The organism is Pseudomonas frederiksbergensis (assembly GCF_003732705.1).
In the GTDB taxonomy this organism is placed as follows: domain Bacteria; phylum Pseudomonadota; class Gammaproteobacteria; order Pseudomonadales; family Pseudomonadaceae; genus Aquipseudomonas; species Aquipseudomonas frederiksbergensis_F.
In genome coordinates, this window is record NZ_MOBR01000044.1 from 207,995 (window position 1) to 221,361 (window position 13,367).

A 13,367-nucleotide genomic window follows, 5' to 3' on the forward strand; every position below is an offset into this window, starting at 1 on the left:
CTATAAGGCTGCAGCCTTCTTCCAGCTCAGGTAACGGGTAACCAACCCGTTGCCGAGCTCCTGGGGCAGCGCTTCGAGCAGCGGCACGCCATGGGCGTTCAGTTGTTCATGGAGTTCGGCCCGGGCGTTGAGGTAATCCAGCGTGCCGCAATACAGCAACGCGTCGGGCAGGGTTTGCACCGGGGTTTGGCGCAATTGATCGAGGACTTCCTCGCGCAGGCTGGCGACCAGCACCCGGTGTTGCTGACTCAGGCGTTGCACGGCGTTGAGCAACTCTTGATCGTCCTCGTCCCGCAGGTTAGTGATCATGACCACCAGCGAACGACGTTTCTGCCGGGCCAGTAACTGGCTGACGGCGGCCTGGTAATCGGCGGGGCGTTGGGTGGTGTTGAGCGTGTAGACCGCGTTGAGCACGGCCTTGAGTTGGCCCGCACCCTTGACCGGGGCGAGGTAGAGCGGCGTCTCGCCGGCAAAGGTGCACAACCCCACCGAGTCGCCCTGGCGCAACGCCACATAACTGAGCAACAGGCAGGCATTCAGGGCGTGGTCGAAGTGGCTGAGTTCGCCGTCCTGGCTGCGCATCCGCCGGCCGCAGTCGAGCATGAAGATGATTTGCTGATCGCGTTCGTCCTGATATTCCCGGGTAATCGGCGTGCGCTGGCGGGCGGTGGCTTTCCAGTCGATCTGGCGCAGGCTGTCGCCTTCGCGGTACTCGCGCAATTGATGAAATTCCAGCCCCTGGCCCCGCCGTTGGCGCTGGCGTACGCCGAGCTGGCTGAGCCAGTTGTCCACCGCCAGCAACTCGCCGCCATAGAGGCGGGCGAAGTCCGGGTAGACGCGGGTGCTGTCGTTCACGCTCAACACGCGTTTGTCGGACCACAGGCCAAACGGGCTGGGCAGGTTGATTTCGCAGTGTTGGAAATGGAAATGGCCACGTTGCAGCGGGCGCAGGCGATAGGTGATCTGGCTGTGTTGACCGGGCTGCAATTCAACTGATTGTGGCAAGTGTTCGAAGACCAGGCCTTCGGGTGCATGATCGAACATCTGCACGTTCAAGGGTTGGGCAAAGTCGTGCTCGATCGCCAGTTGCACCTCACCCCAACGTCCCAGTGCCAGGCTGCCGGGCATCTGCCGTTTCAGGCGCGGCGAGGGCAGGCGTTTGAGGCGGATAGCGTCGAGAATGGCCAAGGCCAGAAGGGCCAGCAGCAGTCCCCAACTGATGGAGGGCAGGTTTTGCGGCGTTGGGATTTCAAGCGCCCGCAGTGCACCCAACACGATATTCAGGCCCAGCAGCACCGAGAGCCAGATCAGCAGCAGGCGCGACGGTTTCACAAACGCGGCGCCGGGATTTGATCGAGCAGTTGTTGCAGCACCTGATCGACGTTCAGTCCTTCGATATCCAGTTCCGGGGCAATCCGCACCCGATGGCGCAGCACCGCCAGGGCACAGCCCTTGATGTCATCCGGAATCACAAACTCACCACCGCGCAGCAACGCACGGGCGCGGGCGCAACGGACCAGCGCAATCGAAGCCCGAGGCCCGGCGCCGAGGGTCAGGCCGGGCCAGGTGCGGGTGGCGCGGGCTAGGCGTATCGCGTAGTCGAGCACCTGTTCATCGAGGGGCAAGTCGCTGGCAATCCGTTGCAGCGCCATCACGTCCTTGGCTTGCAACACGGTGCGCAGCGGTTGCACGTCGAGCATGTCGGCCCGGGTCGAACGGCTGACCTGACGGACCATGTCCAGCTCTTGCTCGGCGTCGGGGTAGTCCATGCGCACCTTGAGCATGAAGCGATCCAGTTCGGCTTCCGGCAACGGATACGTGCCTTCCTGCTCGATGGGGTTTTGCGTGGCGAGGACCATGAACGGCTGGGCAATCGGCAGCGCCCGGCCTTCGAGGGTAACTTGGCGTTCCTGCATGGCTTCAAGCAGCGCCGCCTGGGTCTTGGCCGGAGCGCGGTTGATTTCGTCGGCCAGCAGCAGGTTGGTGAACAACGGCCCTTTGCGCAGTTTGAATTGCTCGGTTTGCAGGTCGTACACCGCATGCCCGGTGACGTCGCTGGGCATCAGGTCCGGGGTGAACTGGATGCGCGCGAACTCGCCACCGAAGCAGCGCGCCAATGCGCGCACCAGCAAGGTCTTGCCCAGCCCCGGTACGCCTTCGAGCAGCACATGGCCGCCGGCGATCAGCGCGGTGAGCACATCGTCGATCACGCTGTTCTGGCCGATCACGGCTTTCTGCAATTCGCCGCGCACGGCCTGGGCCAGTTGACTGGCGCGCTGGCGTTGCTGGACGGCGTGGTTGGGTGTGCCGGGCTCGATGTCACTCATAGGGCATTCCTCAAGGTTTGCAGGTGGGCGACCTGACGGCTGAATTCAGCGCTGGACAGCCGCTGTTTCGGGCGCGGGCTCAGGGCCTGGCTGATGGCGCGGGTGGGTTGCCGGGTCAGGCGCGCGAGCACCAGCCATTGTTCGGCAACCGCCAGTTGTTCGAAACCGGGATGGCGGCGACGGGCACGGCGCAGGATGTCTTGTTGCAAGGCCTGCAACAGACTGTCCTGACCGTGGCGGCGCAGGATGAAATCGGCGCTGGCGCGCAGGTGTTCCTGAAGTTGTCGACGCGCCCTCGGCACCGGTTCCAGCAGCGGGCCGTGGCGCACACCGACGTGCCAGCCACCGAGGGCGATCAACGCCGCGAGGGCCACCAGTGCCTGGGGGAAATAACGCATCAGCAACGTCAGTAACGAATCGTGATCGGTGTTGTAGAGCAGCGTTACGCTGGTGTCGGCGTTCAAATACCAGAGCAGCCAGGCGTTGTCGTATTGCTCGATGGCCGGGGCTTTCCACAGGTCGGCGTCGGTGACCACGGTGATCGAACCGAGCCCGTGGTTGAGCTGCATCATGTGCGTGGCTTTGCCGCTGTTGGCCCAGGCTTGGGCGAGATTTTTCGGGTCTTCGAGGTGGAACGCGGTGTCGAAGCTGACGTAGGCCGGGGCGTCGGCGTCTTCCAGGTAAAGCTTGGTCAGCTCCGGATAAGGATCGGCGTCTGGATCGGGAGGCAAGTCCTTGAGGTCTTTGCTCAGGGATTGATGCAACTGCACCCGGTCGAGCAGCAGGTCATTGCTCTGGCCAGTCTTTTCATCCCACAGGGACTCGGCGACGAACACCAGCCGGCCGCCGGCCCGGGTCCAGTTCAATACTTGATCAATCTGGCGCGGGGTCATGTTCGAGCGGTCGCCGAACAGCAGCAGACTGTGTTGGCGTGGGTCGATGCCGGGCAGCACGTCGAGGCTGTTGGCGTGGGTGACGGGCACATTGTGTTGGCGCAGGAACTGCTCGGCTGCCAGGTAGGGATTGGCCCGGGCTTCGGGGGATGGGCCGTGATCCACAACCTCTTGATACGGCGTGGCCTTGAGGTACAGGTAGAAACACAACGCGCCGAACAGCACGGCCACTACCGCGCCGAGTGCCTGCCATCCGCGCCGGTTCAACGCGCGGCTCCCGGATTGAACAGCGCGCGCCAGCCATCGCAGAGTTCCTGTTGCAACTGCGCCGGCGGCAAGCGATGCCCGTAGGCCATGTTCTGCCAGTGGCGGGTCAGGGTTTGGCTGAAGGCCAGCAGCGCCGGTTGCTGCAATTGGTCGACACGCGCCAGGACCTGGCCTTCGGTGTCGGCATCTTTGAGCGGCAGGTTGAAGTCATGCAGCAAGCGGCTGAGCAGCGCGCGATACAGCAGGCCGAGGGCTTCGCGAGGATTGGTTTGCCACAGGGTTTCGGCAGCGGTTGCGACATCGGCGGGCAGGGTTTCGCGATGCACGTCGAGCCCGAACAGTTGTTTGGGCAGCGGGCGATCAATCTTGCCGCGCAGGGCGGGTCGTCGGCTGACAAACGCCTGCAACCAGTCGCGGTAACGCCAGATCAGCAACCCGATAGCGGCGATGACCGCACCCCACAGCAACACTTCAATCAGCGTCGCCAATGCGCCGAAGCGTTGACCCTCCAACAGCCTGAGCAGCGCCTTCAACCATTCGGGCGTGGTGCCGTCGTCCTTGGTCTGGGCCTCGGGTTTGTCCTCGCCAAAGCGATAACGGGTCACGGTTTCCTTGTTCTTGAATGGCGGCTGATCGAGGATCGCCTTGATGCTGTCCCGGGAGGCCTGGCTGGTCAGGGGCTGGTCCAGCAGGCGCGGGGTGTCCGGGGACATGACCGGCTCGGCGGCCCAGACAGTTGGCGTGCTCGGCAGTAAGAGGAGCAGCGCCAGCAACAGGACCGCCGCCGCGCTGCTCAGGCGCTGGCGCATGCGGCGGAACACCAGTTCGATGTCCCAGGCTTCCAGCACCGTGCGTCGGTTCAAATACAGGCTGAACCCGCACGCGACATACACCGGTTCCCACACCACCAGCACCAGAGCGTAAAAAGCGTTGGTCAGGTGCTCCAGCCAGCGCCAGTCGTGGGTGGCTGCCGCGATCAGGGTTTGCCAGTCCCAGTCGAGTTCGATCTGTTGTGGCAGGAGCAGGTAGAACAGCACCATCAGGCCGATCCACAGGGCGGTTTCCAGGTGCACGCCGATGATCGTCAGCCACTGCGCGGCGCCGGCGTTGCGTTGCAACAGCACGCGCAAACGCTGTTGGCGCGCCATGCCGTCGAGGCCTTCGAGTTGCACCACCGGCATCACAAAGCTGCGGCTCAGGCTGAGTCGGCGCCAGGTCAAACTGGCGAGCAGTTGCGGCTTGAGCAGTCGCGGCCATTCACGCAGGGCTTGTTTGAGGGTCGGGGTTTCACCGAACAGGGTTTTTGACAGGATGTACAACGGCAATCGTTCGAATGCCGGTTTCAACCACCAGAAAATAAACACCGCCAGCGACGGTGAATCCCACAGCAACAGGCTGAGCAGGGCGAAGATCGGCAAGGTGACAATGGCCCAACTGGTCATCAACAGGCGTCGATGCCGCTGACTCAGCAGCACGCCCAGGTCCATGGCTTCCCAGGTATTGCGTGGGCGAATCACTACCGTAGCGTCACTCAGGCGCATGGCGAGTCCGTCCGGCCAATAGCAGATACGCCGCCATCAATAACCACAGCGCCGCGCCCACCAGGTATTTGGTCATCGGCGTGATCGAGGTCATGGACGACCAGTAGGCTTCGATAAACGCGGCAATCAGCAGAAACAGCATCACCCCGCAAATCAGCAGCACGCTTTTGCGTGCGGCCAGGCGCAAGGCTTCGGCCCGGGGCAGGCGTCCCGGTGCAATCAAGGCCCAGCCCAATTGCAGGCCGGCGGCGCCGGACAGGGCGATGGCGCTCAGTTCGAAAGCCCCGTGGCCAATCACGAATGACCAGAAGGTTTGCCCGTAACCGATGTGGGTCAGGTGCCCGGCCACCGCGCCGATGGTCAAACCGTTGAAGAACAGGAAAAACGCGCTGCCCAGGCCAAACAGCAAACCGCTGGCGAAGGTCTGAAAGGCGATGCCGATGTTGTGCATGATGTAGTAGCCGAACATCACCCAGTCTTCGCTGGCTGCCCGTTCGGCCGAACGCCCGAGGTGCCCGGCGACCGGGTCGTACATGCTTTGCATCTCACTGACCTGATCGGCCGGGATCAGGTTGTAGATCAGGTCCGGGAAGAAATACACCAACAGGCCCATGCCGATCAGGCTGGCAAAAAACATCAGGCCGGCGGCGAGCACGAAAGGCCACTGCTGGCGCACCAGGCGCGGGAAGTCCGCCAGGATAAACCCCAGCGCGTTGGCCCCCAGCCGGCTACGGTGCCGATAAAACTGCTGATGCCCGCGCAGCACCTGATGCTGCAACGAATCCACGAGGAAACTGCTGTAACCGCGCTCCCGGGCCAGGGCCAGATGGTGGCAGAGCCGGCGATAGTCTTTCGGGAAACTGGCGATGCGTGAGGCTTCCTTGCCCCGTTCCAACCGGTCGAGGACGAGGGCGAACTGTTCCCATTCGGCCTTGTGGCGACTTTCGAAAAGGCTTTGCTTCATGTAGGGCCCAACAAGCCGCGGGCGATGCCGTTGAGTTCGACCACTGCTCGGGGCGCCGGGACCTGCAATGGTTGGGCGAGGATGGTCGCGAGTTCAGTGATCCGTGCTGCGGACAACTCGCCCTGTCGCTCGGCGAAACCGAGGATGGCGCGCTGCTCGGTGAGCGTCAGGGCAAAGGCCGGGCGTCGGGGTTGGGCGTCGGGCAGGTTGGGGCTGCTGAGCTTTTGTTCGCTGTAGATCACCAGCGTGCCGGCGGCCAGATCGCCCAGGCGTTTGAAGGTCGGGTGTTGCAGGCAACTGATGGCGCCGAGGAAGTAGCCGAACGGCAGCAGATCGACAAAACGCAGCAGATTACGCAACAGCGACGCCGACCAGCCGACCGGCGTGCCATCGTCCTGGACCACCCGCAAGCCCATCCACTGCTTGCCCGGCGAGCGGCCCTGGTTGAGCACTTCGAACAGCACCATGTACCACCAGCTGATTCCGAACAGCAGGATCGAGCCCAGCCCGGCGCCGAGTTTGCCGAGAAACGCCAGGACGATGAACAACAGACCGAGGATCAACCCGCGCAGGCCAAGGTCGATGGTGAAGGCCAGCGCACGGACCATCAGCCCGGCCGGGCGCAGTGGCAAGTCGATGCCCTCCGGGGTTTCAACCTGATACCGCGTATCCAGTGGCGGGGACAGCGGCGCAATCCTTGGCAGTGCTGTGGTCTCGAGCATGGGCAACCTGAATGATGGGGCCGGATCGGGATTCAATGTTCGTCCGATGCTAGCAGCCTCTCGGGGGGAAACGACATAACTATGTATTGCACGATGCAAACCCGGAAATGATTGAATGACAAGATGACTGGCCGCAGCGAGTGGTCTGCGCCTAGACTTCGCCGGTCTTCAGTTCAGGAATAGCCCGTGACCTCCATCTTCTGGTACGACTATGAAACCACTGGCATCAACCCCCGTTGCGACCGCCCGCTGCAAGTGGCGGGAATTCGCACCGACTTTGACCTCAATGAAATAGACGAGCCGGTCAATCTGTATTGCCAGCCCAGTGACGACATCCTGCCGCACCCGGCAGCCTGCGCGATCACCGGTATCACGCCGGGCCGCTTGGCCGAACAAGGCTTGAGCGAAGCCGATTTCATGACCCGGGTGCATGCCCAGCTCGCGGCCCCCGGCACCTGTGGCGCCGGTTACAACACCTTGCGTTTCGACGACGAGATGACCCGTTACAGCCTGTATCGAAACTTTTTCGATCCTTATGCGCGGGAGTGGCAGGGCGGCAACAGTCGCTGGGACCTGATCGATGTGGTGCGCGCCGCCTACGCCTTGCGTCCCGATGGCCTTAACTGGCCCACGGACGATGACGGGCGGGTGACGTTGAAGCTGGATCGCCTGACCGTGGCCAATAACATCGATCACGGCAATGCCCACGAAGCCCTGTCGGATGTGCGCGCCACTATCGCCCTGGCCCGTTTGATCCGGGAGAAACAACCGAAGCTGTATGACTGGCTGTTCCAGTTGCGCGGTAAACAAAAGGTGATGGATCAGATCCGGTTGTTGCAACCGATGGTGCACATCTCCGGGCGATTTTCGGCGGCGCGCAGTTATGTCGGTGTGGTGCTGCCCCTGGCCTGGCACCCGCGGAACAAGAACGCGCTGATTGTTTGTGACCTGCACCTGGATCCCCAGGGCTTGCTTGATCTGGATGCCGAGACGTTGCGTCAGCGCTTGTATACCCGTCGCGATGATCTGGCCGAAGGCGAACTGCCGGTGCCGCTCAAACTCATTCATATCAATAAGTGCCCGGTGGTGGCGCCGCTGTCGGTACTTCGCGCTGAAGATCAGCAACGGCTGGGGCTGGATATGGCGCTATATCAGGCGCGGGCACTGCGGCTAAGTGACGCACAACAAGTTTGGCGAGATAAAGTCATGGCGATTTATGCCAGCGAAGATTTCGCCGCGAGCCAGGACCCGGAGCAACAGTTATACGATGGCTTTATCGGTGATCGGGATCGGCGTCTATGTGAGCAAGTCCGGGCCGCTGACCCTGCGCAATTAGCCCAACAACAATGGCCGTTCGATGATGAACGTTTACCGGAATTATTGTTTCGATATCGCGCACGTAACTTCCCCGATACGTTGAATTTCGAAGAGCAAGAGCGCTGGCGGATATTTTGTCAGCAACGTTTGTCCGCTCCGGAGTGGGGGGCGCCTAATACCCTCGACTCTTTTGCGCAGGCGACGGCTCAATGGATGATAAGTGCTACACCGTTTCAGCAAGAGGTGCTGAATGATTGGCAGAATTATGTCCAGGCATTACGCAAACGTTTGAGTCTTTGAATTCGACATGCGGGTAGCCTGAATTCCAGGCATAAAAAAACGCCAGCATCCGCTGGCGTTCTTTTGTGTCGCAGAATGGCTCTGCGACAGGCGTGCGGCTTAGCCCAGCAGGGTAGCCCAGCCTTCAACCACGTCACCGCCCCACTTGGCTTTCCACTCTTTCAGAGTTTTGTGGTTGCCACCTTTGGTTTCGATGACTTCGCCGTTGTGCGGGTTTTTGTATTGTTTAACTTTGCGAGCACGCTTGGTGCCAGTAGTTTTTACTGCGCCGCCGCGTGGTGCTTTGGTTTTGGACTCTGGATCCAACAGCGCGATGATGTCACGCAGGGATTTGGAGTACTCACCCATCAGGGTGCGCAGTTTGCCTTCGAATTCCAGCTCGGTTTGCAGTTTGTCGTCTTGGGACAGGTTCTTCAAACGGGCTTGCAGCTCTTTGATAGCTTCTTCGGTGGCGCGGTATTCGTTGATCAAGGACATGAGGACTACCTTATGTAGGACGCGGGATGGCAGGGGACAGTGCGGCAATAATAGTCAGGGTGTTTCATCAAGTAAACATTTAACCGGAGTTTATTTAATTTAGTTGCGATGAATTCGTCACAAATTGGATGTGTTGTTAAATAGTGTCAGGCGATTCAACACAGATATTCACAATTGCGCTCTTGAAGATGGGCTGCAAGAACACCATCGCGCGGGGCGGTGATGCTGCCGCAAACCTGCGGCGCTGAACGGTGTGCAGCCCCAGGCTTCATCAATACTGCAGTTTTGCTGCGCAATCGCTAGAATGGCGGCCTTTACGAAGTTCTGGAGTTTGACCCCCATGCGCACTTTTCGGCTGGTGATTGCTTGCCCGGACCGCGTCGGCATCGTTGCTAAAGTCAGTAACTTTCTGGCGTCACATAACGGCTGGATCACTGAAGCGAGCCATCACTCGGATAATCTGAGCGGATGGTTCTTCATGCGTCACGAAATTCGTGCCGATTCGCTGCCTTTCGGTCTCGAAGCCTTTCGCGAAGCGTTCGCGCCGATTGCCGAAGAGTTCTCGATGAACTGGCGAATTACCGACACCGCGCAGAAGAAACGCGTGGTGTTGATGGCCAGTCGTGAATCCCATTGCCTGGCCGACTTGCTGCACCGCTGGCACAGCGATGAACTGGACTGCGAAATTTCCTGCGTGATTTCCAACCATGACGACTTGCGCAGCATGGTCGAGTGGCACGGCATTCCTTACTACCACGTACCGGTCAATCCGCAGGACAAAGAGCCAGCGTTTGCTGAAGTTTCACGTCTGGTCAAACAGCACGATGCCGAAGTGGTGGTACTTGCCCGTTACATGCAGATTCTGCCGCCTGAGTTGTGCAGCGAATATGCCCACAAGGTCATCAACATTCACCACAGCTTCCTGCCGTCGTTCGTCGGGGCCAAGCCGTATCACCAGGCTTCCCTGCGTGGCGTGAAGTTGATCGGCGCCACTTGCCACTATGTCACCGAAGAGCTGGACGCCGGCCCGATCATCGAGCAGGACGTTGTGCGCGTCAGCCACAGCGACAGCATCGAAGACATGGTGCGTTTCGGTCGTGACGTCGAGAAGATGGTGCTGGCCCGTGGTTTGCGTTATCACCTGGAAGACCGGGTGTTGGTGCACGGCAATAAAACGGTCGTGTTCTAAACTCCATACCTGATCGTTCCCACGTTCTGCGTGGGAATGCATCCTGTGACGCTCTGCGTCATGCTTAAAAACGGACGCGGAGCGTCCTGGGCGGCATTCCCACGCAGAGCGTGGGAACGATCTGTGTAGCGAGAGGATATTGACCATGGCCGATCCACTGGACAAAGCCACTTCCAAGGCGCCTGCCACCTTGGGCGAGGGGTGTTTGAGCCGTTATGACCCGGATGACATGAGCCCGGAGGACGGAACCGAGTTTCCGGGAGCGGCCGAGTTGTGGGAGCAGTTGAAACCAGCGCCCGACAATGAAACCGGGGACGCCTGATCCCCTGCATTGGGCGTCAGGCCTGCTTGAACTTCATCAACTTCTTGAGCAGCGGCCGCCCCAGCATCATCAAGAACACCGGCCCACCGACCACCAGATAAAAGTAATACGTCACCGCCCGCCAGATCAGAATCGCCGCCGCTGCGGTAGATTTCCCCACCATCGGTGCCAACAACGCCGCCGACGTCAATTCCGCCGCCCCGGCGCCGCCCGGTAGCAGGCTGAACTGCCCCGCACTCAGCGAAAGCATCTGGATCAGGAAACTCCAGGCCCACTGCAAATCCGCCCCGAGCCCGCGCAATGCCAGGTACAACACGCTGTAGCGCAGCACCCAATGCAGGCAGGTCAGGGCAAATACCTTGATCAGTGTCTGATAGGGCAACTTCAGGGTGTCAGTGAACGCCGCCAGAAAGTGCAGGAGTTTTCGCGCCCAGCGCAGGCGTGTGGTGGCTTTGACATTCAGGCGCGCCAGCAGCCGGCCGCTCAGGCGAATCAACAAACGGTGATAACGGGCCACCACCACGCAGGTCACCAGCCCGCCGAACATCGAAATGGCGCTGACCGTCAGCAGCCATTCCATGCGCTGACTGAGGTGCTGGAACAGCGCATAAATCAGAATCCCGCTCAGGGCGCAGAGGAAAAACAGCAAATCGCTCAATTGGTCCATGGCAAACACCGCGCTGCCCCTGGCCGGGCGCACGCCATTGCGGGCCAGCAGGGCCATGATGGTCAACGGCCCGCCACTGCCGCCGGGTGTGGCGCAGTAGGCGAACTCGGCTGCCATCACCACGCCGAGGCTTTTGACGCGACTGACCTTGTCGCGCTGATCGCCCAGCAACAGGCGCAAGCGCATGGTGTTCACCACCCAGCACAGCAAAATCATGCCGAACATGACCAGCAAACCGCTGACCGGAAAGCTTTGCAGGCGCGACCAGGTTTCGTTGCCGCCCAGCACCAACGGGATCATCACCGCCGCGAGCAGGGCGAGGAACAGCAGAATCCCGCGACTCATGCGGCGCGGCCGATACGGTCATGGTGCAGCGTCAGCCAGTTGGCCTTGGTCATTGGCACACGGCCCTCGTCGAGTAAGCGTTTAAGGGTTTGTAGCCAGTAATCGCGGGAAAATCCATAACGCATGTCCACCGGGTGCAGGCCCAGGCGAATCACCGGTGCTTGTTGCCAGCGTTGCTCGCGCCGATCGCTGAGCAGTTTCGACAGCCCGCGGCGCCAGGCACTGCGCGCACTCCACACCAGCCCGGGGGCATCGATTGCGGTGAAGTCCGGCAGACGATACAGGTGTTGCGGATCGCTGGTGTAACTCAATGGCAACTGACGCAACGCTTGGCGCGTGCCTTCGCTCATCAGCCAGGCCGGGGCGACAAAGCCCTGCAAGGGCCAATGGTAACGGTGAAACACTTCGATACCGGCGCGCAGGCGGGCGAGGGCGGCTTCCCGGGACAGGCTGTAAAACTCGCCTTCGTGGGTGTAGACGCGTCGCATGAACCAGTCCCGAGGCGTGGTGGCCGCCGGACTGTCGTCGCAATGAAAGTAGCCGTGCAGCGCCAGTTCATCGCCGCGCTCGACGCGACCGCTCAACATCCGTCGAAAGCCCGGATGTGCCTCCAGATCGTTGTGTTTATGGAAATCGGGCACCACCAGCCAGGTCATCGGCACGTCACCCAAGGCATCGACGGCTTCGACGAAAGGTTGGTAATCGGCCCATGTCTGCGGCGCGACATCGTGGAGGACCAGTAACAAACTGCGCGGGTTCATGGGCTCAACCATTGGCCGTCAGCGGCCAAGGGGCACCGAGCACGGCGTGATAATGGCCCAGCAGGCTGTTGACCACCGTATCCCAGGCGTAATGCCGTTCGACATGCTGCCGGGCTTGTTCGCCGAGGATGACGCTGCTCTGGCTGAACAACTCGCGCACTGCGTTGGCCATGGCCAAGGGATTGTTCGGCGCGCAGAGCAGGCCGCATTGATCAGTGACAATTTCCTGAAAAGCCCCGGCCGCCACCGCCACCACCGGAATGCCACTGGCCATGGCTTCGAGGATCACCAGCCCGAAGGTTTCCTGATCGCCGGCGTGCAGCAGCGCATCGGCACTGGCCAGCAATCGCGCGACTTGCGCTGCCGGGCAGAACTCATCGACCACGGTGACGTTGTCCGGTACCTGGGCCGGCATCGAGGAACCCACCAGTAACAAGTGATAGCGAGGTCCCAGGCGTTTCATGCAGTCGAGCAGCACCGGCAGGTTTTTTTCTTTGGAACCACGGCCGGCAAAGATCAGCAGCCGGGTGTTTTCATCAATGCCCAGCTCGGCCCGCAGGCCCGGATCACGGGCACCGGGGTTAAAGGTATGCAAGTCGACGCCCAGGGGTTGCACGAATACATTGCGCACCCCCAAGCCGATCAGTTTGTTGGCCATCACCTGGCTCGGCGCGAGCACCCGGTCGAAATTGCCATAGAGCTTGCGGACATAGGCTTCAACATTGTTGGTGACCCAATTGCCCATGCGATTGCTGACCAGCAGCGGCAGGTCCGAGTGATAAAAGCCTATCACCGGCACATCCAGTTGCCGCCGGGCATCCAGCGCCGCCCAGGCCGTGAGGTACGGGTCGCCGACTTCGATCAGATCGGGCTGCAAATCCTGTAGGACATTGCGCCATGGCGCGAGACGGAGGGGGAAACGATAACCTTTGCCGAAGGGCAGGGCGGGGGCGGGAACCTTGTAAACACCGTCCTGCTCGCTCAGGTGCGAACCGGGTATCAACAGGCTGTGACGAATTCCCGGCCTGGTGCTCAAGCGCCGGTGCTTGGCATCCAGATAAGTGCGCACGCCACCGCTGGCAGGGGCGTAGAACATGGTTATGTCCGCGATATGCACGATGAACATCCCTCCGGTCTATTGCTCTCCCTAGGTTGACCTATATGAAGGATAGATGTTCGGTTGGGGTTTCGCGGTGGGGGATGTGGTGGTTGATAGGCCGCCTTCGCGGGCAAGCCTGTTGGGGTCCAGTTTTTTTGGACCACTCCGTAGGAGCT

General features: G+C 61.0%; 13 protein-coding genes. 3 read left to right on the forward strand and 10 right to left on the reverse strand.

Annotated features, from left to right (window positions below):
* Genes BK667_RS32250 through BK667_RS32275 form a run of 6 tightly spaced genes read right to left on the reverse strand, consistent with a single transcriptional unit; the run spans position 1 to position 6,714 of the window.
* The gene (locus BK667_RS32250) at positions 1-1,332 is read right to left on the reverse strand and encodes a DUF58 domain-containing protein (RefSeq protein WP_123600013.1); all 1,332 of its coding nucleotides are present in this window, start codon (positions 1,330-1,332) and stop codon (positions 1-3) included.
* Positions 1,329-2,327, reverse strand: a complete 999-nt coding sequence (locus BK667_RS32255; protein ID WP_123600014.1) for an AAA family ATPase — start codon at positions 2,325-2,327, stop codon at positions 1,329-1,331. The genes BK667_RS32250 and BK667_RS32255 overlap by 4 nt, the downstream gene beginning before the upstream one ends.
* Positions 2,324-3,487 carry a DUF4350 domain-containing protein gene (locus BK667_RS32260; protein WP_123600015.1) on the reverse strand — a complete coding sequence of 388 codons (1,164 nt, stop codon included), beginning with the start codon at positions 3,485-3,487 and terminating at the stop codon, positions 2,324-2,326. Before BK667_RS32260 ends, BK667_RS32255 begins: the two co-directional genes overlap by 4 nt.
* Complete coding sequence (locus tag BK667_RS32265; protein ID WP_123600016.1) at positions 3,484-5,028, reverse strand: DUF4129 domain-containing protein; 1,545 nt, start codon at positions 5,026-5,028, stop codon at positions 3,484-3,486. The genes BK667_RS32260 and BK667_RS32265 overlap by 4 nt, the downstream gene beginning before the upstream one ends.
* Positions 5,015-5,992, reverse strand: coding sequence for a stage II sporulation protein M (locus BK667_RS32270; protein WP_123508583.1), 978 nt, complete (start codon positions 5,990-5,992; stop codon positions 5,015-5,017). Before BK667_RS32270 ends, BK667_RS32265 begins: the two co-directional genes overlap by 14 nt.
* Entirely contained in the window at positions 5,989-6,714 is a 726-nt protein-coding gene (locus BK667_RS32275) for an RDD family protein (RefSeq protein ID WP_123600017.1), read from the reverse strand. The genes BK667_RS32270 and BK667_RS32275 overlap by 4 nt, the downstream gene beginning before the upstream one ends.
* Positions 6,715-6,900: 186 nt before the next feature.
* Between BK667_RS32275 and sbcB the strand changes: the two genes are divergently transcribed.
* Positions 6,901-8,331 carry an exodeoxyribonuclease I gene (gene sbcB, locus BK667_RS32280; protein ID WP_123508550.1) on the forward strand — a complete coding sequence of 477 codons (1,431 nt, stop codon included), beginning with the start codon at positions 6,901-6,903 and terminating at the stop codon, positions 8,329-8,331.
* Between the two features lie 99 nt (positions 8,332-8,430).
* Here the strand turns inward: sbcB and mvaT are convergent, their stop codons facing one another.
* Entirely contained in the window at positions 8,431-8,808 is a 378-nt protein-coding gene (gene mvaT, locus BK667_RS32285) for a histone-like nucleoid-structuring protein MvaT (protein ID WP_007933316.1), read from the reverse strand.
* Positions 8,809-9,148: 340 nt separating this feature from the next.
* Here mvaT and purU point away from each other — a divergent pair, with 340 nt between their 5' ends.
* Positions 9,149-9,997 carry a formyltetrahydrofolate deformylase gene (gene purU / locus BK667_RS32290; protein WP_054045042.1) on the forward strand — a complete coding sequence of 283 codons (849 nt, stop codon included), beginning with the start codon at positions 9,149-9,151 and terminating at the stop codon, positions 9,995-9,997.
* Between the two features lie 145 nt (positions 9,998-10,142).
* Entirely contained in the window at positions 10,143-10,319 is a 177-nt protein-coding gene (locus tag BK667_RS33370; RefSeq protein WP_185058302.1) for a hypothetical protein, read from the forward strand.
* Positions 10,320-10,335: 16 nt separating this feature from the next.
* Here BK667_RS33370 and gpgF read toward each other — a convergent pair whose 3' ends face one another.
* The 3 genes from gpgF to gpgS are packed head-to-tail and all read right to left on the reverse strand — an operon-like array spanning position 10,336 to position 13,218.
* Positions 10,336-11,331 (reverse strand): glucosaminyl phosphatidylglycerol flippase, encoded by a 996-nt coding sequence (gpgF, locus tag BK667_RS32295; protein WP_123600018.1) that lies wholly within the window; start codon positions 11,329-11,331, stop codon positions 10,336-10,338.
* Complete coding sequence (gene gpgD / locus BK667_RS32300; RefSeq protein ID WP_123600019.1) at positions 11,328-12,104, reverse strand: N-acetylglucosaminyl phosphatidylglycerol deacetylase; 777 nt, start codon at positions 12,102-12,104, stop codon at positions 11,328-11,330. The genes gpgF and gpgD overlap by 4 nt, the downstream gene beginning before the upstream one ends.
* Entirely contained in the window at positions 12,097-13,218 is a 1,122-nt protein-coding gene (gene gpgS, locus BK667_RS32305; protein ID WP_123600020.1) for an N-acetylglucosaminyl phosphatidylglycerol synthase, read from the reverse strand. The genes gpgD and gpgS overlap by 8 nt, the downstream gene beginning before the upstream one ends.
* Positions 13,219-13,367 lie beyond the last annotated feature (149 nt).